This is a genomic window from Pseudomonas sp. ES1, from assembly GCF_050586605.1.
GTDB classification, from domain to species: Bacteria; Pseudomonadota; Gammaproteobacteria; order Pseudomonadales; family Pseudomonadaceae; genus Aquipseudomonas; species Aquipseudomonas sichuanensis.
Genome location: NZ_JBOBDM010000013.1, coordinates 72,855 through 97,945, shown reverse-complemented (window position 1 = coordinate 97,945; position 25,091 = coordinate 72,855). Strand labels below are relative to the sequence as shown.

Here is a 25,091-nt window from a genome sequence, read left to right as displayed (position 1 = left end):
GCGGCCCGAAAAAACTGAAATCAATAGGAGTCGCCATGGACGCCCGCCTTACCGCTTTTCTCGACCGCGCCGAATCCGTCCTCGCGCGCCTCGAACCCTTGTTGCCCGCCCCACGCCCGGACATCGACTGGTCGCAAACCCTCGCCGCCCGCTGGCAGCGCGATGGCCGCAGCGGCTACCTGATGCCGCTTGAGGTCAGCCTCGACATCCGCCTGTCCGACCTGATTGGCGTCGACCAGCAGCGTGACCAACTGGGGCGCAACACCCACCAGTTCATCAACGGCATGCCGGCCAACCACGCCTTGCTGTGGGGTTCGCGCGGCACCGGCAAGTCGTCGCTGGTGCGTGCGCTGCTGGCCGAACACGCCGGCAATGGCCTGCGCCTGATCGAAATCGAGCGCGACCATCTGGCCGACCTGCCGCGTGTGGTGGAGCAACTGCAAAAGCTCGAACAGCGCTTCATCCTGTTCTGCGACGACCTCTCGTTCGAAGCCGGGGAGGGGGACTACCGGGTGCTCAAGAGCGTGCTCGATGGCTCGCTGGAGCAGGCCCCGGACAACGTGCTGCTGTACGCCACCTCCAACCGCCGCCATCTGGTGCCGGAAAAACAGAGCGACAACGAAAACTGGAAGATGGTCGACGGCGAGCTGCACCCCAACGAAGCGGTGGAAGACAAGATCGCCTTGTCCGACCGTTTCGGCCTGTGGCTGTCGTTCTACCCCTTCAGCCAGGAACACTTCCTCAATGTGGTCGAACACTGGATCGGCCAGCTGGCGCGCCAGGCCGGGCTTGCCTGGCAGCGCACCGAAGCACTCGATATTCTCGCCGTGCGCTGGGCCACCGGCCGCGGCAACCGTAATGGCCGTTGTGCCTATCAGTTCGCCCGCTACTGGGTCGGGCTGCAATTGCTGGAGCAGAAATAAATGATCGACCTCAACGCCAGTGGCCAAGGCCTCGACGGCTACGCCCTGCTGGCCGCGCAAGTGCAGGCGCTGTTCGCCGACGAGCGTGACTTCATCGCCAATGCCGCGCAGTTTTCGGCGTTCCTCTATAACCAGGTGGATGACTTGAACTGGGCGGGGTTCTACCTCAACCGCAACGAAGAGCTGGTGCTCGGCCCGTTCCAGGGCCAGGTGGCCTGCGTGCGCATTCCGTTCGGCAAGGGCGTGTGCGGCGCGGCGGCGGCCACCCGGCAGACCCAGCGGGTGGAAGACGTGCACGCGTTTCCCGGGCATATCGCCTGTGACAGTGCGTCGAACAGCGAGTTGGTGATCCCGTTGCTCAAGGATGGGCGGTTGATCGGGGTGCTTGACCTAGACAGCCCGAAGGTTGGGCGTTTCAGTGAGGCCGATCAGGCTGGGCTGGAGCACCTGGCAGCGATCTTTCTGGAATTGACTGATTGCTGAAATGAACAAAGGGGCCTGCGAAGGCCCCTTTCTTGTGTCACCTGTGTTGGCCTCATCGCCGGCAAGCCGGCTCCCACATGGGTCATGCCGTTCTCAAGGCAGGCGCTGTACCTGTGGGAGCCGGCTTGCCGGCGATGAGGCTTTCACATGAATCCGATCAGTCGTAGATGACCCGCTTTTTCCAGGTTTCGTCTTCGTCGGTCTTGAGGCCTTCGGTCAGTGCGTTCTGGTCGTCCGCTGCCGGCTCCATCTGGTCCAGTACCTGGGCGTTGGCCCGGTTCAGCAGCTTCTCCATATAGGTAAGCTGCTCTTCATACTGTTTAGGTTCTGGCTGCTTGCGCAGGTACTGCACGCCACGCTCGAAGGCCAACCGCGCCTGGCCCGGCTGGTTCTGCTGCAGCGCCTGCTGGCCCAGGTTGTTGAAGAACTCGATGTGCAGCAGCACCAGGATGTGGCGGATTTCCTTGACCCAGTACTTGCCCTCGTTGGTGGCCAGGAAGCCTTCCTGGGTGGCGCGCACGATCTGATTGTGCAGCAGCTCCAGCAAGAAGCGCACGTCCTTGGCCTTGACCTCGGTGTGGATAGGCGAGGGCGGGTTGCTGACCGGGATCTTGTCGCCCTGGGCGATCAGGCCTTCAAGTTCGGCGATGCGCGCCTTGAGCTCGGCACTGTGCTTGTCCAGGGCCAGCTGGCGCTGGTTGAGGTTGAGTTCCAGGCGGGTCAGAAGCAGCTTGAGCGCCGGGGTCATGAACTGGCCGGGGAAGGTTTCGGTGATTTCACCGCAGCGGCGCAGGCGGTCGGCCAGTTCTACCTTGAGCCGGACGCGTTCGAGCTTGTTGTTCTCGACCACGTTGTTGAGGTAGCCGATCACGATCAGCAATGCGATACCCGCAACGATAAGCAGGGTGATCAGAAGTGGTGTCACCGTAAACGCCTCATGAAGAAGTTTTGCATCTGTACGAGAGTGTAGTGAGTTCGCCGAAAAGCGAACAGTGCAGCCTGGCGGACAGCTTTGGGGCGTGCCGTTCGCCGTCGGCCTCATGTACTGGTATATGTCGGCCGCAGTCTGGATTTCTCCAGATGCTGGCGCATTGCCATGAGCTTGCCGGGCTACCGTCAGAAAATCAACGCCAATCCCTGGACGCACCTGTCAGCACCTTATAGGAAAGCGGGAAGTCATTGATTTAAATAAATTTCTACAAAGGGGTTGACGGCTTTCCATGGCATCCATAGAATGCGCGCCACTTGCAGCGTAAAGCACACAGCGGAACGCGGCAGGGAGTGAAGATGTAGCTGTGTCCCCTTCGTCTAGTGGCCTAGGACACCGCCCTTTCACGGCGGTAACAGGGGTTCGAGTCCCCTAGGGGACGCCAATGCGGGAATAGCTCAGTTGGTAGAGCACGACCTTGCCAAGGTCGGGGTCGCGAGTTCGAGTCTCGTTTCCCGCTCCAGTTTCTCCGGCACTGCTGCGGCAGGGCAGGAAAAGAAAATCCAGGCTGAATCGCGAGGTTCATGTTCTGGTGCGCTGCAAAGCGTCGGCTTAGTCCCCTTCGTCTAGTGGCCTAGGACACCGCCCTTTCACGGCGGTAACAGGGGTTCGAGTCCCCTAGGGGACGCCATATTGCGGGAATAGCTCAGTTGGTAGAGCACGACCTTGCCAAGGTCGGGGTCGCGAGTTCGAGTCTCGTTTCCCGCTCCAGTTTCAACGGCGTCGTCTTGTACGGTGCAGGTGGTGAAGGTCTTCATGGCGCTTCACGCCAGATGCGGTAAAGCTTCACTTTGCGGGAATAGCTCAGTTGGTAGAGCACGACCTTGCCAAGGTCGGGGTCGCGAGTTCGAGTCTCGTTTCCCGCTCCAAACATGAAAAACGCCACTCTTCGGAGTGGCGTTTTTTTTTGCCTGTAACAGGGCGCGCGACCCACCAGCACGGCCTCGATGCTCGGGAACACAGGCCTTGTTGTCGAACGAGACTTCCATCGACGCGACGCACGAGCCTGACAAGTCATTGTTGAAGCGGTTCGATCTGATGGCTTTGTAAGGGCGGGCGTTCGAAGTTTCGAAAAGATATACAGCCGTATCAGGAAAACACGCCCCACGCGCTAGGGTGGGGCGTTTTGCGAATCAGTGCGTGTTGCCTTGGCCGCTGTGGGTCAACAGTTGTTTTTCCTGGTGCCAGTCGAACGGTTCGTCGTTCTGTTCGGCTTCGTAGCGGCGCTCCTCCAGTTGCTGATACAGCGCCAGCTCGTCGTCCGGCATGAAGTGCAGGCAGTCACCGCCGAAGAACCACAGCAGGTCGCGGGGCACCAGGTGGGCGATCTGCGGGTAGCGCTGGATCACCTGGCACAGCAGGTCCTGGCCCAGGTACTGGCTTTCGAGCGGGTCTTGCGGGAGCAGGGTCAGCAGTTCGTCGTAGCGTTCGAGGAACAGGGCGTGGCTCTCCTCGGGCACCTGCTCGGCCTCGCCCAGCGCGGCCAGGATGGTGCGCAGGTGATGCAGCAGTTGCAGGTGATAGTCCAGCTGGGGGTTGGCCATGGGGTGGTCCTCGGTGGTTCTAAACAGGGGCGCAGTATACGCCAATCGCGGGGCAAGCCCGCTCCCACGCTACACACCGTGGGAGCGGCTGTGCGCCGCGATGCTCCTCAGCGCACCTTGCCGGGTACCGGCAACAGTTGCTCCTTGTCGAACGCATCCACATCGATCACCGCCCGCCTGGCCTGCTCGGCGGCCTGCAGGCGTTGCCCGTCGGCCGCCTGCAACACACCAGCCTGCACCGCCGCATCGATCGCCGATTGGCCTGGTTGCAGTTGCACCGTGCCCGCTTTGAGTGCTTTGTGCAGTACCGCCTGCAAGGGTGCCACCTCATCCAGCAGATCGCAGGCCCGTTGCAGCGCCGCCACCGGGTCACCCTCGGCCTGTGGCCGGAAGCAGCCGGCCAGCACGTGTTCCAGTGCTTCATCGCCTTTGCTGCGGCCGATCAGTGCGGCCACTTCGGCATCCAGTTCGTCACTGGGCCCGGTGTGGCGGCGGCCAAACGGGAACACCAGCAGGCGCAGGGCGCAGCCGATGAGGGCGTTGGGGAAGTTGTCCAGTAACGCATCCAGGGCCTGCTCGGCCTTGCCCAGGCTTTCCTCCAGCGCCCAGCGCAGCAGAGGGCGCAGGTGCTCGGGCGAGCCCAGGTCGTGGTAGCGCTTGAGCGCGGCGCTGGCCAGGTACAGGTAACTGAGCACATCGCCCAGCCGGGCGCTGAGCCGTTCGCGGCGTTTGAGCGCGCCGCCGAGCAGCATCATCGACAGGTCGGCCAGCAGGGCGAAGGCCGCGGCCTGGCGGTTGAGGGCGCGGAAGTAGCCCTGGCTCAGGGCGTCGCCCGGCACCTTCTCGAAATGCCCCAGGCCAAGGCCCAGTACCAGGGTGCTGGCAGCATTACCGGCGGCGAACAGGATGTGCTGCATCAGCAGGTCGTCGAACTCTTTCAGCGCGTGGTCCTGGTCTTCGCGCCCGACCAAGGCCATTTCCCTGAGCACGAACGGGTGGCAGCGGATCGCGCCCTGGCCGAAAATCATCAGGTTGCGCGAGAGGATATTGGCGCCCTCGACGGTGATGAAGATCGGCGCGCCCTGCCAGTTGCGCCCCAGGTAGTTGTTCGGCCCCATGATGATGCCCTTGCCGCCGTGCACGTCCATGGCGTGCTGGATGCACTCGCGACCGCGCTCGGTCAGGTGGTACTTGAGGATCGCCGATAGCACCGAGGGCTTTTCGCCGAGATCCACCGCCTTGGCGGTGAGCAGGCGGGCGCTGTCCATCAGCCAGGCATTGCCGCCGATGCGCGCCAGGCACTCCTGGATGCCCTCGAAGGCGTTCAGCGGCACGTTGAACTGCTCGCGAACACGCGCGTACTGGCCGGTGACCAGGCTGGTGTACTTGGCCGCGCCGGTGCCGACTGCGGGCAGCGAGATGGAACGGCCCACCGACAGGCAGTTCATCAGCATCATCCAACCCTTGCCGAGCATCTGCTGCCCGCCGATGAGCTGCTCCAGCGGCACGAACACATCCTTGCCACTGTTGGGGCCGTTCATGAAGGCGGCGCCCATCGGCAGGTGGCGCTTGCCGATTTCCACCCCTGGGGTGTCGGTGGGGATCAGGGCCAGGCTTATGCCCAGTTCTTCCTGATCACCCAGCAGGTGGTCCGGGTCGTAGGCCTTGAACGCCAAGCCCAGCAGGGTGGCTACCGGGCCCAGGGTGATGTAGCGCTTTTCCCAGTTCAGGCGCAGGCCAATGACTTCTTCGCCATGCCATTGGCCTTTGCAGACGATGCCGGTATCGGGCATGGCGCCGGCGTCGGAGCCGGCCAGCGGGCCGGTGAGGGCGAAGCAGGGGATCTCGTCGCCACGGGCCAGGCGCGGCAGGTAGTGGTTGCGTTGTTCATCGGTGCCGTAGTGCAGCAGCAGTTCGGCCGGGCCCAGGGAGTTGGGCACCATCACCGTCGAGGCCAGGTCGCCGCTGCGGGTGGCCAGTTTCATCGCCACCTGCGAGTGGGCATAGGCCGAGAAACCTTTGCCGCCGTACTCTTTCGGGATGATCAGGGCGAAGAAGCCATGCTGCTTGATATGCGCCCAGGCTTCGGGCGGTAGGTCCAGGTCCTGGCCGATCTGCCAGTCGCTGACCATGGCGCATAGCTGTTCGGTGGGGCCGTCGATGAAGGCCTGTTCTTCATCGCTGAGTTTCGGAGCCGGGTAGTCGAGCAGGGTGTTCCAGTCCGGGCGGCCACTGAACAGGTGGCCGTCCCACCACACGGTGCCGGCGTCGATGGCTTCGCGTTCGGTTTGCGACATGGGCGGCAGGGTGCGCTGGAACCATTTGAATACGGGCTCGGTGAACAGCTTGCGGCGTATTTCGGGCAGGGCGATGAAGGCGACCTTTATGGCGATCACTGCCCAGATCAGCGTCAGCAGCCAGCCGGGGGCATGGCTGAACAGGCCCATCAGCAAGGTATAGGCGGCCATCGCCGCGAGGATCTGCAAAGGCGGCAAGCGACGGTGCGTGAGGTACGCAGCGCCCAATACCAGTACCAGCAACCACAACAGCAACATGATCCTTCCTCCTTGAAACCAGGGGGCATTCAGCCGACCCACAGAGCTTAGACGGGCTAGGAGGACTGACACGGCGTGGCGCCAAGAGTTCGTTTGGCCATCGCGGGGCAAGCCCGCTCCCACGCATGTGAACTGCATTCCAATCGTGGGAGCGGGCTTGCCCCGCGATGAGGCCATTGGATCAATCGGAGCGATTCATCCCCAGCTCCATGTCATCGATCAGCGCCTTGGCCATGGCGCTGAGGATGCGCGCCGAACTGCCGGCGAGCATGTCGTTCTCCATTTCGGCTTCGCAGGTGAGGTGACGGATGCAGCCGAGCAGTACCGACAACTCGTCGAAGGCGTGCTGGAAGGGGATGCCGGGCTGGATGCGGAACAGCTCCAGGCAGGGGGTGGTGCCTGAGGTGCTGCCATGGTCGGTCGGGGCGGTCATGGCCGTGCTCCCGTTTCGTGGCGGATCAGGGGGTAGAGCAGCTGGTTCAGGTAGACGCAGGTGTTCAGCAGGGTCTGGCGTTGTTCTTCGCGGTCGTTGTCGAAGTACAGGTCGAGGACTTCGCGCAGGCAGGCCATCAGACGGGTGGCTTCGGCTCGGGCGGCTTCGGGGGTGAGGTCGGGGGAGACCGTCAGGTAGGGGAAGAAGCGGGGTGGGTCGGGGACAAGTTTTTTCATGGTGGAACTCCTTTGTTAATAGCTGGAGTTGCTACCTGATCGTTCTCACAGGATTGGGTGGCAACCGTGCGAGGGGTGAGAACCCGGCCACAAAGGAAAACCGGTCAGGACGAACCTGCCCACGCACGGCCGCCATAGCGGAGCGGCAATCGATGTGGGCTCGGGTTCTCACACCCGGTCACCAATTGTGGCGACCGGGTGAAGTTATCCCTGTGGTGTTTCCCCGACAACGCAGCAGCTTCCGGCAGGTGCGTAGGATAGTTCCCAAGCGCTGCAGGCTGAAGCATTTGGTTTCAGGTTCGGAAATGTCTTACGGGTTGGGAGGTATGTCCTTGGTGGTCCTGGCAGGCTACCGCGTGAGGGCGGCCAGGTGCCAGGCGACAGCTTTGCAGCGCTTATGAGATCGAGCGCCGCCCGCGCGGCGCATCGCTGGCAAGCCAGCTCCCACATTTGTTTCGGGCCAGTTACTCCTGTTGTTTCATCGCTGTACGCCTTGTTGGTTCGACTCGATATTGAGGTGGGCACCACTGGCGTCTCGCCGGGCTCAAGACATGCACCAAGGCGGGCAGCGGTACCTTCACAGGCATAATTGGCCCGAAAAAAATGTGGGAGCTGGCTTGCCAGCGATGCGCCGCGCGGGCGGCGCTCGATCTGATAGGCGCTGCAAAAACATCGGCAAGCACCTGTCAGCCCTCACACCCCCACACAACTCCCAAGCCTGGAGTAGACTGTCCCCCTCCCGCATTCATAAGGACATCGCCATGCTGAAGATCTGGGGCCGCAAGAATTCGAGCAATGTGCGCAAGGCACTGTGGATCGCCCACGAACTGGGCCTGGACTTTGAATCCATCGACGCCGGCGGCGCCTTCGGCGTGGTCAACGAACCGCACTACCGGGCTCTCAACCCCAACGGCCTGGTGCCGATGCTCGAAGACGGCGACCTGGTGCTGTGGGAGTCCAACGCCATCGTCCGCTACTTGTGCGCCGAGTACGGCGAAGAGCAGGGCTGGTACCTCGACGATCCACGCCAGCGTGCCCTGGCGGACAAGTGGATGGACTGGACCACCTCGTCCTTCGCCACCCCGTTCCGCCCATTGTTCTGGGGCCTGCTGCGCACCCCCGAAGACCAGCGCGACTGGGTGGCGATCAATGCCGCGCACAAGCAGTGCGCCCAGTTGCTGGCCATCGCCGACGAAACCCTGAGCAAGCAGCCATACCTGTCCGGTGAGCAGATCGGCATGGGCGACATCCCCCTGGGCAGCTTCATCTACGCCTGGTTCGAAATGCCCATCGAACGCCCGGCCATGTACCACCTCGAAGCCTGGTACGAGCGCCTGAAACAGCGCCCGGCCTACCAGGCCGCGGTGATGACCGCCCTGACGTGACGCCACTTCGATAGTCATTATCAATAGATGTGACTGTACTTGTGCGGCCGGCCCTTGCACCATGGCCGCACTCACTGCGCCAGTGACTTTGCCTGGCGTGTCCTGAACCATTCTTTATCCGGTACGTGACCCGCTATGAGTTCCGCCCTGTCCATCCGACAGCTGACCAAGACCTACGGCAACGGCTTCCAGGCCCTCAAGGGCATCGATCTGGACGTCGCCGAAGGCGATTTCTTCGCCTTGCTGGGCCCCAACGGCGCCGGCAAGTCCACCACCATCGGCATCCTCTCCACCCTGGTGAACAAGACCAGCGGCACGGTGAACGTGTTCGGCCACGACCTGGACCGCGAGCCGGCTGCGCTCAAGCGCTGCCTGGGCGTTGTACCCCAGGAGTTCAACTTCAACCAGTTCGAGAAGACCTTCGACATCGTCGTCACGCAGGCGGGCTACTACGGCATCCCGCCGAAGCTGGCCAAGGAGCGTGCCGAGCAGTATCTGACCCAGCTGGGGCTGTGGGAAAAGCGTGACGTGCAGTCGCGCTCGCTGTCCGGGGGCATGAAGCGCCGCCTGATGATCGCCCGGGCGCTGATCCACGAACCGCGCCTGCTGATCCTCGACGAGCCGACCGCGGGGGTGGACATCGAGCTGCGCCGTTCGATGTGGAGCTTCCTCACCGAGCTCAACCAGAAGGGCATCACCATCATCCTCACCACTCACTACCTCGAAGAGGCCGAGCAGCTGTGCCGCAACATCGGCATCATCGACCACGGCACCATCGTCGAGAACACCAGCATGCGCCAACTGCTGGGCAAGCTGCATGTCGAGACCTTCGTGCTCGACCTCAAGCACGACCTGCCCGCTGCGCCTGAGCTGCAGGGCTACCCGTGCCGGCTGATCACCCCGCACACCCTGGAAGTGCAGGTGGAGAAGGAGATCGGCATCACCGCGCTGTTCGGCCAGCTGGCGCTGAAGAACATCGAGGTGCAGAGCCTGCGCAACAAGACCAACCGACTCGAGGAGCTGTTCGTGTCCCTGGTGGAAAAAAATCTGTCGAAGGTGGCCGTATGAGTGTGGAGCTGCGCACCAACTGGGTGGCCCTGAACACCATCGTCTACCGCGAAGTGCGGCGTTTCTTGCGCATCTGGCCGCAGACCCTGCTGCCGCCGGCGATCACCATGGTTCTGTACTTCGTGATCTTCGGCAACCTGATTGGCCGGCAGATCGGCGACATGGGTGGCTTCACCTACATGGAGTACATCGTGCCGGGGCTGATCATGATGTCGGTGATCACCAACTCATACGGCAACGTGGTGTCGAGCTTCTTCGGCAGCAAGTTCCAGCGCTCCATCGAAGAGCTGATGGTGTCGCCGGTCTCGCCGCACATCATCCTGGTCGGCTACGTATTGGGCGGTGTGCTGCGTGGCTTGGCGGTGGGGGTAATCGTCACAATCCTGTCGCTGTTCTTCACCCACTTGCAGGTGCATCACCTGGGCGTGACCGTGGTGGTGGTGCTGCTGACCGCGACCATCTTCTCGCTGCTGGGCTTCGTCAACGCGGTGTTCGCGCGCAATTTCGACGATATCTCGATCATCCCGACCTTCGTGTTGACGCCGCTGACCTACCTGGGCGGGGTGTTCTACTCGATTACCCTGTTGCCGCCGTTCTGGCAGACCGTGTCGTTGGCCAACCCGGTGCTGCACATGGTCAACTCGTTCCGCTACGGCATCCTAGGGGTGTCGGACATCAGCATTGGCACCGCGATCACCTTCATGCTGGTGGCTACCGCGCTGCTCTACCTGCTGTGCATCCGCCTGCTGGTCAGCGGCCGCGGCATGCGGGCGTAGGCAGCGGCACTGGCGCCGGCGCCACTGCCGGCCCACCCACCAGCGCCAGTAGAACTGGGTGGTGAAGTAGGCGAGCACGCCAAGCACCACCCCGCACACCACCGAACCCAGCAGGAAGGGTTGCCAGAGCGTTGCCAGCTGGTCGGTGACCCAGTCGACGGTGATTTCTTCGGGCAGCGTGCGCGGCGGTACCTGCATCAGCCAGGCGCCGGTCATGTAGGTGACGAAGAACACCGGCGGCATGGTCAGCGGGTTGGTCAGCCACACCAGGCTCACCGCGATGGGCAGGTTGCCGCGCACCGGGATCGCCAGGGCGGCGGCCAGCAGCATCTGCATGGGGATGGGGATCAACGCCGCGAACAGCCCGACGCCCATGGCCCGCGCCACCGAGTGACGGTTGAGGTGCCAGAGGTTGGGGTCGTGGAGCAGCTTGCCGAAAAAGCGTAACGACTTGTGCTCCCGGATGCTGGTCGGGTCCGGCATGTAGCGTTTGAACAGACGGCGCGGCATGTGGGCTCCCGGCGGGGTTGAAGGGCGTCAGTATGCCTTGATTGAATCGCAGCCTCGTTCAGAGTTTGTGACAATTGTTTAGCAAGATTTCCCTCTTTATCAGCTAAGCCTCAGGGGCGTTTTTCGCTTCTGGAGCTCTATCTCATGCGCACAGGGATGCTTGCGCTCGCGCTCGGGCTGTTGAGCCTGCGCTTTCTGCCTGCTCTGCCACCGGTCGGGTGGTTGCTTGCACTGCTATTGCTGGGGCTGGCCTGCCTGCGTACGCGGGGCTGGCCGCTTGGCTGTTACCTGTTGGGGCTTTGCTGGGCGTGCTGGTCGGCGCAGCAGGCACTGGATGATCGGCTGGCCGTGGCACTGGACGGGCGCACCTTGTGGCTGGAGGGGCGGGTGGTCGGCCTGCCGGCGCGCACCGAGCACGGTGTGCGCTTCGAGGTGGAACAGGCCAGTTCGCGTCGGGCCGAGTTGCCGCAGCGTTTACAACTGAGCTGGTTCGATGGCCCGGAGTTGCGCGCCGGGGAGCGCTGGCGGCTGGCGGTCAACTTGCGGCGCCCGCATGGGTTGCTCAACCCCCATGGCCCGGACCGCGAGGCTACCCTGCTGGCACGGCGGATCGGCGCGACCGGCACGGTCAAGGCGGGTGAGCGGCTGGGCGCCCCCGCCCACGACTGGCGCGACGGCATCCGCCAACGCTTGATGGCAGTCGATGCCCATGGGCGCGAGGCGGCCCTGGCAGCGCTGGTGCTGGGCGATGGCGCGGGGCTGGCGCGCCAGGACTGGCAGGCCCTGCAAGCCACCGGCACGGTCCATCTGCTGGTGATCTCGGGGCAGCATATCGGGCTGCTGGCCGGGTTGGTCTATGGCGGGGTGGCCGGGCTGGCCCGCTTGGGCGGCTGGCCGCGACGCCTGCCTTGGCTGCCCTGGGCTTGCGGCCTGGCCATGGGGGCGGCGCTGCTGTATGGCTGGCTGGCGGGTTTTGGCGTGCCGGTACAGCGTGCCTGCCTGATGCTGGCGGTGGTGCTGCTGTGGCGCCTGCGCTTTCGCCAGTTGGGCGTGGGGCTGCCCTTGTTGCTGGCGCTGTTGGGGGTGTTGCTGGTCGAGCCGCTGGCCAGCTTGTTGCCGGGCTTCTGGCTGTCGTTCGCCGCCGTGGCGGTGCTGGCGCTGTGTTTTTCCGCCCGGCTGGGCGCCTGGCGGCCTTGGCAGGCCTGGGCGCGGGCGCAATGGGTGATCGCCGTGGGCCTGCTGCCGGTGCTGCTGGCGCTGGGCCTGCCGATCAGCCTTACGGCGCCGCTGGCCAACCTGCTGGCGGTGCCGTGGCTGAGCCTGGCGGTGCTGCCCTTGGCCTTGCTCGGTACCGCGTTGTTGCCGCTGCCCTGGCTGGGGGAGGGGCTATTGTGGCTGGCGGGCGCTTCGCTGCACGGCCTGTTTGGCTGGCTTGCCCTGGTGGCAGGGCTTGTGCCGGCGTGGATCGCCGAGCCGCTGCCGCTGTGGGCCGGGCTGCTGGTGGGGCTTGGCGCGTTGCTGGTGCTGTTGCCTCGGGGCGTGCCCTTGCGTGCGCCGGGTGCGGTCCTGATGCTGGCCCTGTGGGCGCCACGCGAGCAGGTGCCGCATGGCCAGGTCGAAGTCTGGCAACTGGACGTTGGCCAAGGGCTGGCGGTGTTGCTGCGCACCCGCCAGCACAGCCTGTTGTATGACGCCGGCCCCGCGATGGGGGCAAGTGACCTTGGCGAAAGCGTGGTGCTGCCGACCTTGCGCAAGCTCGGGGTGCGGCAGCTGGACCTGATGCTGATCAGCCATGCCCATGCCGACCATGCCGGGGGCGCCGGGGCCGTTCATCGCGGGCTGCCGGTGAAACGGGTGCTGGCCGGCGAAGCGACGGCGTTGGCGGCAGGCTTGCACGGCCAGCCCTGCAAGAGTGGCGAGCGCTGGCAATGGGATGGTGTCGATTTCGAGCTCTGGCAATGGCCGGCCGGGCCCAATAGCAACGAGCGGTCCTGTGTGCTGCGGGTCGAGGCCAATGGCGAGCGGCTGCTGCTGGCAGGCGACATGGAGGCCGGGGCCGAGCGGGCCTGGCTGGCCGCGATGGAGGATCCGCGCATCGACTGGCTGCAGTCGCCGCATCATGGCAGCCGCACGTCGTCCAGCGAGGCGCTGATCAGGGCCATGGCCCCGCGCGGGGTGTTGATATCGCGCGGGCGGCACAATGGGTTCGGGCATCCTCATCCGCAGGTGATCGAGCGCTATCGGCGGCAGGGTATGAGCATTCATGACACGGCCCTGGAGGGGGCACTGCAGTTGCTGTTAGGGGACCATGGTAGGGTGGAGGGCGCGCGGGGACGGCGGCGGTTCTGGCGCGATCAGGAATGAATATTTGCTGGATGTTTGGAGTGCATGCCTTGGGTGTTGTGGTGGGGCACAAATCGAGCGCCGCCCGCGCGGCGCATCGCGGGGCAAGCCCGCTCCCACATCTGTTTCGGGCCAATGAGTCCTGTGAAAGTACCGCTGCCCGCCTTGGCGCATGTCTTGAGTCATGTGAAGCAGCGTTAGCGACCACGCCAGAACCGCGCCGTGCCAACAAGGCGGACCAGGTAATGGCACAGAAGAGACTGGCCCGAAACAAATGTGGGAGCGGGCTTGCCCCGCGATGCGCCGCGCGGGCGGCGCTCGATTTGCGCCACCCCGCAACTCCCAAGTCGAACCCTGCGATTTCCCTGACCTCCGGCAGATGAGCCCCCCGCGTGCGTATGGTAGAGTGGCGGCCTTTTTCCGAGGGGATGCTAACTGTGTGGGAATTGGTCAAGTCCGGTGGCTGGATGATGGTGCCGATCATCCTGAGTTCCATCGTTGCCATGGCAATCGTCGTCGAGCGCCTGTGGACCCTGCGCGCCAGCCGTGTCACCCCGCCGCACCTGCTGGGCCAGGTGTGGATGTGGATCAAGGACAAGCAACTCACCAGTGACAAGCTCAAGGCCCTGCGCGCCGATTCGCCGCTGGGCGAGATCCTCGCCGCCGGCCTGGCCAACTCGCGCCATGGCCGCGAGATCATGAAAGAGTGCATCGAGGAAGCCGCCTCGCGGGTCATCCACGAGCTGGAACGCTATATCAGCACCCTCGGCACCATCGCCGCCATGGCCCCGCTGCTCGGCCTGCTGGGTACGGTGCTGGGCATGATCGACATCTTCAGCGCCTTCATGGGCTCGCAGATGACCGCCAACGCCGCAGTACTCGCCGGTGGTATTTCCAAGGCGCTGGTGACCACGGCCGCCGGCCTGATGGTCGGTATCCCGGCGGTGTTCTTCCACCGTTTCCTGCTGCGCCGCATCGATGAGCTGGTGGTGGGCATGGAGCAGGAAGCGATCAAACTGGTGGAAGTGTTGCAGGGCGACCGTGAAGTGGAAGTGGCCGGAGGCAAGGCGTGAAGTTCCGGCGCAACCGTCAGCGCGAGAACGTCGACATCAACCTGGCGTCGTTGATCGACGTGGTGTTCGTGCTGCTGCTGTTCTTCGTGGTCACCACCACCTTCACCCGTGAGACGCAACTGCGCGTCGAGCTGCCCGAGGCCGCCAGTGCCGAGCAGGCGCCGGCCGACCAGGGCAAGCTGGTGGAAATCTCCATCAGCGCCGAAGGTGTGTATTCGGTGAACAACCACCTGTTGCCCAAGAGCGACCTGGACACCCTGACCGAGGCGATCGAGAAGGAATCCGGCGGTGACATCACCCTGCCGCTGGCGATCAGCGCCGACGGCAAGACCCCGCACCAGGCTGTGATCACCGCAATGGATGCGGCCGGCAAGCTCGGCTTCAGCAAGTTGCGCATGACCACCGTCGAGGCTGCGCAGGGTAAACCCTGATGGCCTTCGCTGATCGCCTGCTCGCCGCCTGGTACAACGGTCATCCAGCCCTGGCCCTGCTACGCCCGCTGGAGGCGCTGTACCGCCGGGTGGTGATGCGCAAGCGCGCGCGTTTCCTCAGTGGCGAGAGCGCCAGCTACCGGGCTCCGGTGCCAGTGATAGTGGTGGGCAACATCACCGTTGGCGGCACCGGCAAGACGCCGATGATCCTCTGGCTGATCGAGCACTGCCGAAAGCGTGGGCTCAAGGTTGGCGTGGTCAGCCGTGGTTATGGCGCCAAGCCGCCTGAATACCCCTGGCGTGTCGCCGCCGAGCAGAGCGCCGAACAGGCCGGCGACGAGCCGTTGCTGATCGTCCAGCGTACCGGCGTGCCGCTGGTGATCGACCCCGACCGTTCCCGCGCCGTGCAGGCGCTGCTGGCCAGCGATGCGCCCGACCTGATCCTCTGCGATGACGGCATGCAGCACTATCGCCTGGCCCGTGACCTGGAGCTGGTGCTGATCGACGCCGCCCGTGGCCTGGGCAACCGCCGCTGCCTGCCCGCCGGGCCGCTGCGCGAGCCGGCCGAGCGCCTGCACGAGGCCGACGCGGTGCTGTTCAATGGCGCCGCGGCCGACCGTGAGCAAGGCTTCGCTTTTCGCCTGCAGCCCACCGCGCTGATCAACCTGCGCAGCGGCGAGCGCCGTGGCCTTGACCTGTTTCCTGCGGGCCAGGCGCTGCATGCCGTGGCCGGCATCGGCAACCCGCAACGTTTCTTCAATACCCTGCAGGGGCTAAACTGGCAGCCGTTGCCGCACCCGTTCGCCGACCATGCGCCGTACAGCCGTGAGCTGCTGTCGTTCAGCCCGCCGCTGCCGCTGGTGATGACCGAGAAGGATGCGGTGAAGTGCCGGCCCTTCGCTGCCGACGACTGGTGGTACCTGGCGGTCGATGCGCTGCCTTCGGCGGCCTTCGCTGCCTGGTTCGACGCACAGCTGGACCGCCTGCTGCCCGGCCGCCCCTGAGCCTTTTTCATTTTCCGGCCACTGGCCTCAAGGAAACCCCATGGACACCAAACTGCTCGATATCCTGGCCTGCCCGATCACCAAGGGCCCGCTCAAGCTCAGCGCCGACAAGACCGAGCTGATCAGCAAGGGCGCGGGCCTGGCCTACCCGATCCGCGACGGCATCCCGGTGATGCTGGAAACCGAGGCGCGGACCCTGACCGATGAAGAGCGTCTGGACAAATGAGCCTGGATTTCACCGTGGTGATCCCCGCCCGGCTGCGCTCCACGCGCCTGCCGGGCAAGCCGCTGCTGGCGATTGCCGGCAAGCCGATGGTCCAGCATGTGTGGGAGCAGGCGCGCAAAAGCGGCGCCAAGCGCGTGGTCATCGCCACCGACGATGCCAGCATCGTCGAGGCCTGCCAGGCGTTCGGCGCCGAGGTGCTGCTGACCCGCGCCGACCACGAGTCGGGCACCGATCGCCTGGCCGAAGTTGCCGCCCAGCTCGGGCTGGCGGCCGATGCCATCGTGGTCAACGTGCAAGGCGACGAGCCGCTGATCCCGCCGGTGATCATCGACCAGGTGGCGGCCAACCTCGCCGCGCACCCCGAAGCCGGCATCGCAACGCTGGCCGAGCCGATCCACGAACCGGAAACCGTGTTCAACCCCAACGCAGTCAAGGTCACCAGCGACAAGCACGGCCTGGCGCTGACCTTCAGCCGTGCACCTTTGCCCTGGGCCCGCGATGCCTTTGCCAAGGCGCGTGACGTGCTGCCCGAGGGTGTGCCGTACCGTCGCCATATCGGCATGTACGCCTACCGCGTCGGATTCCTTCAGGACTTCGTTGGCTGGGGCCCATGCTGGCTCGAGCAGACCGAGGCTTTGGAGCAGCTGCGTGCACTGTGGCATGGCGTGCGTATTCACGTGGCCGATGCCATCGAAGCCCCGGCCGTGGGCGTCGACACCCCTGAAGACCTGGAGCGCGTGCGGCGCTTGCTGGAGGCCTGATGCGCGTTCTGTTCGTCTGCCTCGGCAATATCTGCCGTTCGCCCACTGCCGAAGGCGTGTTGCGCCACCAGCTGGAGGCCGCAGGCCTGGCTGAACAGGTGCAGGTGGCGTCTGCCGGCACCGGTGACTGGCATGTGGGCAAGGCCCCCGACAGCCGGACCTGCAAGGCCGCGCTGGCGCGTGGCTATGACCTGTCGCGCCAGCGCGCCCAACAGGTCAAGGCGGCGCATTTCGCTGAATACGACCTGATCCTGGCCATGGACAATAGCAACCTGGCCAACCTCAAGGCACTGCGCCCGCACAACGCCAAGGGCGAGTTGGACCTGTTCCTGCGCCGCTACGGCGCGGCGCTGGATGAAGTGCCCGACCCTTATTACGGCGGTGCCGAAGGTTTCGAGCAGGTCCTGGACCTGATCGAGGCGGCCTGCCGCGAGCTGGTGGTGGAAATCAAGGGGCGGTTATGACGGTGGCGTGGCAGCAACAGGTATCGCTCAAGCCCTACAACACCTTCGGCATCGATGTGCGTGCGCGTTACTTCACCCAGGCCCATGACGATGACGAAGCCCGTCAGGCCCTGGCCGAGGCCGCCGAGCGGCAGGTGCCGGTGCTGGTGATCGGCGGTGGCAGCAACCTGCTGCTGACTCGCGACATCGACGCCTTGGTGCTGCACATGGCCAGCCGTGGTCGGCGCCTGCTCAGCGATGACGGCGAGCGGGTGGTGGTGGAGGCCGAGGCTGGTGAGCCCTGGCATCCCTTCGTGCAGTGGACCCTGGCACAAGGCCTGAGCGGGCTGGAGAATCTCAGCCTGATCCCTGGCACCGTGGGGGCCGCGCCGATGCAGAACGTCGGCGCCTATGGGGTCGAGATCAAGGATGTGTTCGCCGGCCTGACCGCGCTCGACCGAGAGACTGGTGAGCTGCGCGATTTCACGCTGCAGGAGTGCGCGTTCGGCTACCGGGACAGCCTGTTCAAGCGTAACCCCGGGCGTTGGTTGATCCTGCGCGTACGTTTTGCCCTTGGCCGGACGTTGCGGGCTCACCTGGATTACGGCCCGGTGCGCCAGCGGTTGACCGAGCAGGGTGTCGGGCAGCCGACCGCGCAGGCCATCAGTGATGCGATCTGCAGCATTCGCCGGGAGAAACTGCCGGACCCTGTTGAATTGGGCAATGCCGGGAGCTTCTTCAAGAATCCAGTGGTGACGGTGGAGCTGGCGGACAAGATTCGTAGCGCTTACCCGTCCGTGGTGGCTTATCCGCAGGCCGGTGGCCAGGTGAAGCTGGCGGCGGGTTGGTTGATCGAGCAGGCCGGGTGGAAGGGCCATCGTGATGGCGACGCTGGTGTGCATCGCTTGCAGTCGTTGGTACTGGTGAACTATGGCCAGGCTAGCGGGGCGCAGTTGCATGCGCTGGCGCAGAAGATCCAGGCGGATATCCTCGAACGGTTCGGCGTGGAACTGGAGATGGAGCCGAACCTGTACTGATTGTGCAGGTATGTGCTGGCCTGATTGCTGGCAAGCCAGCTCCCACATTGACCGCGCTGGCCTCAAGCGATTCGCAATCATGTGGGAGCCGGCTTGCCGGCGATGAGGCCAGATCAGGCGATACATGATGCAAAGAAAAAGCCCCGCCAGTTCGCACTGGCGGGGCTTTTTCATTCAGCGACCGGAATCAACCGTGATGAGGCTTGTGCTCGTCTTCGGTGGTTTCCAGGGCTGGGGCGGCCTGGGCGGCAGCCAGGGCAGCAGCGGCTGCTTCGGCTTCGCGCTTGCGGCGGCGCACTTCACGCGGGTCGTTCGGCGCGCGGCCGTTCGCCAGCATGACAGGGGCTGGCTCGACCACGGCTTCTTCGGCAGGTGCCTGCTCGGCAACCACTGGAGCCGGTTCGGCAGCTGGTGCTTCGACCACTTCAGCCTGTGCTTCAACAGCCTGGGCCTCGACGGCCGGAGCCGCTTCGAAGGCAACCGGAGCCTGAACTTCAGTCACTTCGGCGACCGGCGCTGGTTCGATTTCGGCGGCTGCCACTGCTGGAGCCTCCACGACCGGTTCAGCTTCGATCACGACAGCCACCTGCTCGGCAACCGATTCTTCGATCACTGGCTGTGGTGCCACTTCAACAGCGGGCTCGAAGCTCGGCTCGGCAGCAACAGCGGGCTCGCTGACCGGCTGCTCGACCACTGGAGCGATCGCGATGGCCTCGGCTTGCTCGGCAACCTGGACCACTTCGCTGCTTTCAACCTGAGCTTCGGCGACAACGGCGCTGGCGCGTTCGGCCTGCTGGTTGGCCTCGGCTTCGGCGTCGGCGCTGATGTTGCTGGTGGCGACGGCGGCGGTGACAGCGATGCCGGCGGCCAGTTCGGCGCCCAAGGCGGTGGCCTGGTGCTGTTGTGGCTGCTGCTCTTCGCCGGCTTCGTCTTCGCCGCCTTCGATCAGCTCGCCATCGGCATTGCGCTGACGTTCACGACGGTTGCTGCGACGGCGCTGGCCGCGGGAGCGACGGCGCGGACGCTCGCCATCGGCGCCTTCCTGCTCGTCCTGCAGCAGCTCTTCGTTCGGCAGTTGCTCCTCGTTGAGCTCGGCAGCTTGTTCAGCAACCTGCTCGTCAGGGCGCGGCTGGCGCTCTTCACGCGGTGGGCGTGGTTGGCGTTCTTCGCGTGGCGCACGTTCTTCGCGTGGTGCGCGTTCTTCACGTGGCGCACGTTCTTCACGTGGTGCGCGTTCTTCACGCGGAGCACGCTCTTCACGTGGTGCACGTTCTTCGCGTGGAGCGCGCTCTTCACGGGCTACGCGTTCCTCACGCGGTGCACGCTCTTCACGCGGCTGGCGCTCTTCGCGGGCAGCCGGTGCGGCGTCCAGTGGGTCGCGCAGTTCGCGTACACGTTCTTCACGGTTGCCACGGCGGTCTTCACGCGGCTGGCGTGGTGCGCGTTCTTCGCGCGGCGCACGCTCTTCACGTGGGGCGCGCTCCTCACGAGGGGCACGCTCTTCGCGTGGCTGGCGCTCTTCGCGCGGGGCACGCTCGGCGCGTTCTTCACGCGGCTTGCGCTCCTCGTCGCGACGGCCATTGCGGTTGCGGCTCTGCTGGCGACCGTTGCGGCGCTCCTCGTTGCGCGGAGTGCGCTCGGCGGCCGGCTTCTCGGTGGTGGCGACCGGGGCGGCGACAGGCTCTTCCTTGCCGGCGAACAGGCTCACCAGCGACTTCACCAGGCCTTTGAACAGGCTTGGCTCTGGCACGCTAGGGGCGGCTGCGGCTACCGGTGCTGCGGCAGGCTGCGCTTCTTCTGTGCTAGGCACTGGAGCGTTGGCGCGGGCTGGAGCGGTCTTGACCGCGGCCTCCTGGCGAACCAGGGTGCGGGTGGCGGTCGGCTGCGGCGCTTCTTCGGTTTCGGAAGCTGCGATCTCGTAGCTGGACTGGTTGTTCAGCACTTCCGGGTTGTCGTCGCGCAGGCGCTGGACTTCGAAGTGCGGCGTTTCCAGGTGATCGTTCGGCAGGATGATGATGCGTGCGCGAGTGCGCAGTTCGATCTTGGTGATCGAGTTGCGTTTCTCGTTGAGCAGGAAGGCGGCGACCGGGATCGGGACCTGGGCGCGTACCTCGGCGGTACGGTCTTTCAGTGCTTCTTCTTCGATTAGGCGCAGGATGGCCAGCGACAGCGACTCGACGTCACGGATGATGCCGGTGCCGGAGCAGCGTGGGCAGACGATGCCGCTGCTTTCGCCCAGCGATGGGCGCAGGCGCTGACGGGACATTTCCAGCAGGCCGAAACGCGAGATGCGGCCAACCTGTACGCGGGCACGGTCGGCTTCCAGGCATTCACGCACGCGCTCTTCGACGGCGCGCTGGTTCTTGGCCGGGGTCATGTCGATGAAGTCGATGACGATCAGGCCGCCGATGTCACGCAGGCGCAGCTGGCGGGCGATTTCTTCGGCCGCTTCCAGGTTGGTCTGCAGGGCGGTTTCTTCGATGTCGCTGCCTTTGGTGGCACGCGCCGAGTTGATGTCGATGGACACCAGGGCTTCGGTCGGGTCGATGACGATCGAGCCGCCGGACGGCAGGTCGACAACGCGCTGGAAGGCGGTTTCGATCTGGCTTTCGATCTGGAAGCGGTTGAACAGCGGGACGCTGTCTTCGTACAGCTTGACCTTGCTGGCGTACTGCGGCATCACCTGGCGGATGAAGGTCAGGGCTTCTTCCTGGGCGTCGATGCTGTCGATCAGCACTTCGCCGATGTCCTGGCGCAGGTAGTCGCGGATCGCGCGGATGATGACGTTGCTTTCCTGGTAGATCAGGAACGGCGCGGAGCGGTCCAGCGAGGCTTCCTTGATGGCGGTCCACAGCTGCAGCAGGTAGTCGAGGTCCCACTGCATTTCTTCGCTGCTGCGGCCAAGGCCGGCGGTGCGCACGATCAGGCCCATGTCGCCTGGAACGGTCAGGCCGTTGAGGGCTTCACGCAGTTCGTTGCGCTCTTCGCCTTCGATGCGGCGGGAGATGCCGCCGGCACGCGGGTTGTTGGGCATCAGCACCAGGTAACGGCCAGCCAGGCTGATGAAGGTGGTCAGGGCGGCGCCTTTGTTGCCGCGCTCTTCCTTCTCGACCTGGACGATGACTTCCTGGCCTTCGCTCAGTACTTCCTTGATGTTGACCCGGCCTTCGGGGGCCTTCTTGAAGTATTCGCGGGAAATTTCCTTGAGTGGCAGGAAGCCGTGACGTTCGGAGCCGAAGTCGACGAAGGCGGCTTCGAGGCTTGGCTCGATGCGGGTGATCTTGCCTTTGTAGATGTTGGCCTTTTTCTGCTCGCGCGCGCCGGACTCGATGTCCAGGTCGTAGAGGCGTTGGCCGTCTACCAGGGCTACACGCAACTCTTCGGGTTGAGTTGCGTTAATCAGCATTCTTTTCATGTTGTACCGTCGGTTTCCGGGCTGCCGGAAACGGCGTTCGGCACACACGACGTATCGGGGTCGGTGCCAAGGTGCGCAAAGGGTGGCGGGCCACCCCCGTGTCGAGCAACGTTCGGCACCAGCCGGTTGCCCAGCCTGCCGTTGTCGCGACGACGCGTCCTGTTCGCTGTGGTGTCAACGAGCCCCTTAGGTGTTCGAATCGACGTTCATCGATAGCCGAATCAGCCAGACAGGCCTCGTGCACTCATGACAGGAGGAGGAATCAACCGTCAGCCGTGGACGCCGCTAGAGCGTCTGTTCAGGACCTTATCCGCTCATCGCCCGTTCAGTGGGGCGGTGGCCGGACGCGGTGCTACACGGTCCGAGGGCTGTGCATCTCCACCCTGCACGTATCCCTGATAATTCGGGTGCTGCCGCGCGCTGAATCCGCAACGGGTTGCATTTTTCGTCAGCGCGGGTACCGCGCTGGCGCCATTTATGTCCAAGGCAGGTATTTCCGAAGCATTCGCCGGGCGTTACGTGGAAGCGACTGGCGGGCAGAGGTGCGGCGAAAAAAGGTTCGGTAAGCAGGTGGAACACCGCGCTTGTCGTTTTTCTTCGGTCTTCTCTACACAGCGCTGGTGGCGATTCCAGGCATTTGTTTAAACTGGCGAAAACCCCGTAGGACGGCCTCGCGTCCTGGAGAATTGCGAAGGTCAGGAACCGGCGTAGAGCCTGGTATCACTGGCCTGCCGCTTTTGGCGGCGTTCGCGACTATAGCAGTTATGATTAAGTGCTTCAATTCCATAAAAAATTGTTATGATCCCGCCATGACGACCAATACCCCTCCGACTTCCGGCGTACAGCTGATCGAAGTCGCGCCGGAGCTTGCCGGCCAACGCATCGACAACTTCCTCATCACGGCCCTCAAGGGCGTGCCCAAAACCTTGGTCTACCGCATCCTGCGCAAGGGTGAGGTGCGGGTCAACAAAGGGCGGATCAAACCTGAATACAAGCTGCAGGCTGGCGATATCGTCCGCGTGCCGCCTGTGCGCCTGCCTGAGCGTGATGAGCCAGCGCCTGTGGCCCAAGGGCTGCTGCAGCGCCTGGAAGCCGCCATCGTCTACGAAGACAAGGCGCTGATCGTGATGAACAAGCCATCCGGCATCGCTGTGCATGGCGGCAGTGGTTTGAGTTTCGGGGTGATCGAGGCGCTGCGTCAGTTGCGCCCTGATGCCAAGGAGCTGGAGCTGGTGCATCGCCTGGATCGCGACACTTCCGGCCTGCTGATGATCGCCAAGAAGCGCAGCATGCTGCGCCACCTGCATGCCGCCCTGCGCGGCGATGGCGTGGACAAGCGCTACATGGCGCTGGTGCGCGGCCATTGGCCGACCGCGAAGAAGCAGGTCAACGCGCCGTTGCTCAAGAGCAATCTGCGCTCGGGCGAGCGCATGGTCGAGGTGAATGACGAAGGCAAGGAGGCGTTGACGATGTTCCGCGTGCTGCGCCGTTTCGGCGAGTTCGCCACCATCGTCGAGGCCCGGCCGATTACCGGGCGCACCCACCAGATTCGTGTGCACGCCCTGCATGCCGGGCACATGATCGCCGGTGACAGCAAATACGGTGATGAAGATTTCAGCCGCGAGATTCGTGAGCTGGGCGGCAAGCGCTTGTTCCTGCATGCCTATCAACTCACGGTGCCGCTGCCTGATGGCGGCGAGCTCAAGCTCGAGGCGCCGGTGGATGAAGTGTGGGCCAAGACCGTGGAGCGCCTGAGCGCGACCTGACCTATGAACAAGCGTTACGAGCTGCTGATCTTCGACTGGGACGGCACCTTGGCCGACTCCATCGGGCGTATCGTCGAGGCCATGAATGTGGCGGCCGGGCGCGCCGGTGAGGCGTCAAGCAGCGATGAGGCCATCAAGGGCATCATTGGCCTGGCATTGGACGAGGCGATCGCCACGCTGTACCCGCACCTGGATAACGTGCAGGTGCAGGCTTTCCGTCAGCATTACGCCGATGTCTACACGGCGCTGGATCAGCAGCCTTCGCCGCTGTTCGAGGGGGTGGTCGAATCCCTCGAGGCTTTCCGTGCCGAGGGCTATCGCCTGGCGGTGGCCACCGGCAAGGCACGTCGCGGGCTGGATCGGGTGCTCAAGGCCAATGGCTGGGAAGGCTACTTCGATATCACTCGCGGCGCCGACGAGACCCGTGGCAAGCCGCACCCGTTGATGCTCGAAGAAATCCTTGCCCATTGCCGGGTCGAACGCGGGCGGGCGCTGATGGTCGGCGATTCGGCATTCGACCTGCAGATGGCTAGCAATGCGGGCATGCACTCGGTGGCGGTCGGTTATGGCGCGATGCCGCTGCAGGCCCTGGCCGAGTTCGGGCCGCAAGTGTGCATCGAGCATTTCTCTCAATTGCGCGAATGGCTGGCGAGTGGCGCGCAACTCAATTTCCAGGGTAGGTGAGCATGGCTGACGAGTGGAAAGCACCCGAGTCCGAAGACAACGAAGAGCGCAAGAGCTGGAAACTACTGGAGAAGACGCTGCTGGCGGGCGTCCAGGAGCAGCGTCGGGCGCGGCGTTGGGGCATCTTTTTCAAGTTGCTGACCTTCGTCTACCTGTTCGGCATGCTGGTCCTGTTCACGCCGCTGATGGACGTGGACAAGGCTGCGTCACGCAGTGCCAGCCACACGGCGCTGGTCGAAGTGCGCGGGGTGATCGCCGATCAGGAGCCGGCTGGCGCCGACAATATCGTCAAGAGCTTGCGTGAAGCATTCAAGGACTCGAAAACCAAGGGTGTGGTGCTGCGTATCAACAGTCCGGGCGGCAGCCCGGTGCAGTCGGGCTATATCTATGACGAAATTCGCCGCCTGCGCGCCGAATACCCAGCCATCAAGCTGTATGCGGTGATTACCGATCTGGGTGCCTCCGGCGCTTATTACATCGCCAGTGCCGCCGATGAGATCTATGCCGACAAGGCCAGCCTGGTCGGCTCCATTGGCGTGACGGCCGCCGGTTATGGCTTCGTCGGCACCATGGACAAGCTGGGCGTCGAGCGTCGCACCTACACCGCGGGTGAGCACAAGGCCTTCCTCGACCCGTTCTCGCCGCAGAAGCCGGAAGAGACCGCGTTCTGGCAGGGGGTGCTGGATACCACGCATCGCCAGTTCATCGCCATGGTCAAGCAGGGAAGGGGCGAGCGCTTGAAGGACAAGGATCATCCTGAGTTGTTCAGTGGTTTGATCTGGTCCGGCGAGCAGGCAAAGGAGCTGGGGCTGGTGGATGGGTTGGGCAGTGCCAGCTATGTGGCTCGCGAGATCATCGGTGAGAAGGAGCTGGTGGATTTCACCGTGCAGGAGTCGCCGTTTGATCGTTTCTCCAAGCGTATCGGTGCCAGTGTGGCCGAGCGGTTGGCCATGTACATGGGCTTCCAGGGGCCTTCGTTGCGTTGATCTGAAGTCGGCGTGGCATTA

Annotated in this window: 23 protein-coding genes and 5 tRNA genes; 21 read left to right on the top strand and 7 right to left on the bottom strand. The window is 64.3% G+C overall.

Annotation, left to right across the window (positions count from 1 at the left end):
- Positions 1-35 precede the first annotated feature (35 nt).
- Both ACQ4N9_RS08105 and ACQ4N9_RS08100 read left to right on the top strand, forming a co-directional pair.
- Entirely contained in the window at positions 36-923 is an 888-nt protein-coding gene (locus tag ACQ4N9_RS08105) for an ATP-binding protein (RefSeq protein ID WP_347149163.1), read from the top strand.
- Complete coding sequence (locus ACQ4N9_RS08100) at positions 924-1,406, top strand: GAF domain-containing protein (RefSeq protein ID WP_390967747.1); 483 nt, start codon at positions 924-926, stop codon at positions 1,404-1,406.
- Positions 1,407-1,563: 157 nt separating this feature from the next.
- Here the strand turns inward: ACQ4N9_RS08100 and ACQ4N9_RS08095 are convergent, their stop codons facing one another.
- Positions 1,564-2,331 carry a hypothetical protein gene (locus tag ACQ4N9_RS08095; RefSeq protein ID WP_125463203.1) on the bottom strand — a complete coding sequence of 256 codons (768 nt, stop codon included), beginning with the start codon at positions 2,329-2,331 and terminating at the stop codon, positions 1,564-1,566.
- Between the two features lie 372 nt (positions 2,332-2,703).
- On the opposite strand from ACQ4N9_RS08095, the gene ACQ4N9_RS08090 reads away from it, so the two are divergent.
- The 5 genes from ACQ4N9_RS08090 (at position 2,704) to ACQ4N9_RS08070 (ending at position 3,263) form a co-directional block, all read left to right on the top strand.
- A tRNA-Glu gene (locus ACQ4N9_RS08090) sits at positions 2,704-2,779 on the top strand.
- Positions 2,780-2,781: 2 nt separating this feature from the next.
- Positions 2,782-2,857 (top strand) — tRNA-Gly (locus ACQ4N9_RS08085).
- A 92-nt stretch (positions 2,858-2,949) separates the two neighbouring features.
- A tRNA-Glu gene (locus ACQ4N9_RS08080) sits at positions 2,950-3,025 on the top strand.
- Positions 3,026-3,029: 4 nt separating this feature from the next.
- Positions 3,030-3,105, top strand: a tRNA-Gly gene (locus ACQ4N9_RS08075).
- Positions 3,106-3,187: 82 nt separating this feature from the next.
- Positions 3,188-3,263 (top strand) — tRNA-Gly (locus tag ACQ4N9_RS08070).
- 264 nt (positions 3,264-3,527) lie between these two features.
- Here the strand turns inward: ACQ4N9_RS08070 and ACQ4N9_RS08065 are convergent.
- The 4 genes from ACQ4N9_RS08065 to ACQ4N9_RS08050 all read right to left on the bottom strand — a co-directional run bounded on the left by ACQ4N9_RS08065 (position 3,528) and on the right by ACQ4N9_RS08050 (position 7,162).
- The gene (locus ACQ4N9_RS08065) at positions 3,528-3,938 is read right to left on the bottom strand and encodes a PA2817 family protein (RefSeq protein WP_125857878.1); all 411 of its coding nucleotides are present in this window, start codon (positions 3,936-3,938) and stop codon (positions 3,528-3,530) included.
- Between the two features lie 107 nt (positions 3,939-4,045).
- Complete coding sequence (locus ACQ4N9_RS08060; protein ID WP_390967748.1) at positions 4,046-6,493, bottom strand: acyl-CoA dehydrogenase; 2,448 nt, start codon at positions 6,491-6,493, stop codon at positions 4,046-4,048.
- 181 nt (positions 6,494-6,674) lie between these two features.
- Positions 6,675-6,926 carry a DUF3077 domain-containing protein gene (locus tag ACQ4N9_RS08055; protein WP_258645589.1) on the bottom strand — a complete coding sequence of 84 codons (252 nt, stop codon included), beginning with the start codon at positions 6,924-6,926 and terminating at the stop codon, positions 6,675-6,677.
- Positions 6,923-7,162 carry a hypothetical protein gene (locus ACQ4N9_RS08050; protein ID WP_390967749.1) on the bottom strand — a complete coding sequence of 80 codons (240 nt, stop codon included), beginning with the start codon at positions 7,160-7,162 and terminating at the stop codon, positions 6,923-6,925. Before ACQ4N9_RS08050 ends, ACQ4N9_RS08055 begins: the two co-directional genes overlap by 4 nt.
- 761 nt (positions 7,163-7,923) lie before the next feature.
- Between ACQ4N9_RS08050 and ACQ4N9_RS08045 the strand changes: the two genes are divergently transcribed.
- From ACQ4N9_RS08045 to ACQ4N9_RS08035, 3 genes are all read left to right on the top strand, one after another.
- A complete protein-coding gene (locus ACQ4N9_RS08045) occupies positions 7,924-8,547 on the top strand; it encodes a glutathione S-transferase (protein WP_390967750.1) in 624 nt (207 codons plus the stop codon).
- Between the two features lie 135 nt (positions 8,548-8,682).
- Positions 8,683-9,615: an ABC transporter ATP-binding protein gene (locus tag ACQ4N9_RS08040; RefSeq protein WP_390967751.1), complete on the top strand. Its 933-nt coding sequence runs from the start codon at positions 8,683-8,685 to the stop codon at positions 9,613-9,615.
- Positions 9,612-10,391 carry an ABC transporter permease gene (locus tag ACQ4N9_RS08035; RefSeq protein WP_125463214.1) on the top strand — a complete coding sequence of 260 codons (780 nt, stop codon included), beginning with the start codon at positions 9,612-9,614 and terminating at the stop codon, positions 10,389-10,391. The genes ACQ4N9_RS08040 and ACQ4N9_RS08035 overlap by 4 nt, the downstream gene beginning before the upstream one ends.
- Here the strand turns inward: ACQ4N9_RS08035 and ACQ4N9_RS08030 are convergent.
- Positions 10,275-10,901 (bottom strand): DUF2062 domain-containing protein, encoded by a 627-nt coding sequence (locus ACQ4N9_RS08030; protein ID WP_157966878.1) that lies wholly within the window; start codon positions 10,899-10,901, stop codon positions 10,275-10,277. The genes ACQ4N9_RS08035 and ACQ4N9_RS08030 overlap by 117 nt on opposite strands.
- 144 nt (positions 10,902-11,045) lie before the next feature.
- Between ACQ4N9_RS08030 and ACQ4N9_RS08025 the strand changes: the two genes are divergently transcribed.
- From ACQ4N9_RS08025 to murB, 8 genes are all read left to right on the top strand, one after another.
- Positions 11,046-13,265, top strand: coding sequence for a DNA internalization-related competence protein ComEC/Rec2 (locus tag ACQ4N9_RS08025; protein ID WP_390967752.1), 2,220 nt, complete (start codon positions 11,046-11,048; stop codon positions 13,263-13,265).
- Between the two features lie 416 nt (positions 13,266-13,681).
- Positions 13,682-14,317, top strand: coding sequence for a MotA/TolQ/ExbB proton channel family protein (locus tag ACQ4N9_RS08020; RefSeq protein WP_390967753.1), 636 nt, complete (start codon positions 13,682-13,684; stop codon positions 14,315-14,317).
- Positions 14,314-14,748, top strand: coding sequence for an ExbD/TolR family protein (locus ACQ4N9_RS08015; RefSeq protein WP_125463217.1), 435 nt, complete (start codon positions 14,314-14,316; stop codon positions 14,746-14,748). Before ACQ4N9_RS08020 ends, ACQ4N9_RS08015 begins: the two co-directional genes overlap by 4 nt.
- The gene (gene lpxK / locus ACQ4N9_RS08010) at positions 14,748-15,752 is read left to right on the top strand and encodes a tetraacyldisaccharide 4'-kinase (RefSeq protein ID WP_390967754.1); all 1,005 of its coding nucleotides are present in this window, start codon (positions 14,748-14,750) and stop codon (positions 15,750-15,752) included. The genes ACQ4N9_RS08015 and lpxK overlap by 1 nt, the downstream gene beginning before the upstream one ends.
- A 40-nt stretch (positions 15,753-15,792) precedes the next feature.
- A complete protein-coding gene (locus ACQ4N9_RS08005; RefSeq protein ID WP_125463219.1) occupies positions 15,793-15,978 on the top strand; it encodes a Trm112 family protein in 186 nt (61 codons plus the stop codon).
- Positions 15,975-16,739: a 3-deoxy-manno-octulosonate cytidylyltransferase gene (gene kdsB, locus ACQ4N9_RS08000; RefSeq protein ID WP_125857888.1), complete on the top strand. Its 765-nt coding sequence runs from the start codon at positions 15,975-15,977 to the stop codon at positions 16,737-16,739. Before ACQ4N9_RS08005 ends, kdsB begins: the two co-directional genes overlap by 4 nt.
- Positions 16,739-17,203, top strand: coding sequence for a low molecular weight protein-tyrosine-phosphatase (locus tag ACQ4N9_RS07995; RefSeq protein ID WP_125857889.1), 465 nt, complete (start codon positions 16,739-16,741; stop codon positions 17,201-17,203). The genes kdsB and ACQ4N9_RS07995 overlap by 1 nt, the downstream gene beginning before the upstream one ends.
- Positions 17,200-18,219 (top strand): UDP-N-acetylmuramate dehydrogenase, encoded by a 1,020-nt coding sequence (gene murB, locus ACQ4N9_RS07990; protein WP_390967755.1) that lies wholly within the window; start codon positions 17,200-17,202, stop codon positions 18,217-18,219. The genes ACQ4N9_RS07995 and murB overlap by 4 nt, the downstream gene beginning before the upstream one ends.
- A gap of 187 nt (positions 18,220-18,406) precedes the next feature.
- Here murB and rne read toward each other — a convergent pair whose 3' ends face one another.
- The gene (rne, locus tag ACQ4N9_RS07985) at positions 18,407-21,634 is read right to left on the bottom strand and encodes a ribonuclease E (RefSeq protein ID WP_390967756.1); all 3,228 of its coding nucleotides are present in this window, start codon (positions 21,632-21,634) and stop codon (positions 18,407-18,409) included.
- Positions 21,635-22,443: 809 nt separating this feature from the next.
- Between rne and rluC the strand changes: the two genes are divergently transcribed.
- From rluC to sppA, 3 genes are read left to right on the top strand one after another with little or no spacing between them, the layout of a single operon-like run.
- Positions 22,444-23,400, top strand: a complete 957-nt coding sequence (gene rluC / locus ACQ4N9_RS07980) for a 23S rRNA pseudouridine(955/2504/2580) synthase RluC (RefSeq protein WP_390967757.1) — start codon at positions 22,444-22,446, stop codon at positions 23,398-23,400.
- A gap of 3 nt (positions 23,401-23,403) precedes the next feature.
- Positions 23,404-24,084, top strand: a complete 681-nt coding sequence (locus ACQ4N9_RS07975) for an HAD family hydrolase (protein ID WP_390967758.1) — start codon at positions 23,404-23,406, stop codon at positions 24,082-24,084.
- 2 nt (positions 24,085-24,086) lie between these two features.
- The gene (gene sppA / locus ACQ4N9_RS07970) at positions 24,087-25,070 is read left to right on the top strand and encodes a signal peptide peptidase SppA (RefSeq protein WP_125857894.1); all 984 of its coding nucleotides are present in this window, start codon (positions 24,087-24,089) and stop codon (positions 25,068-25,070) included.
- Positions 25,071-25,091 lie beyond the last annotated feature (21 nt).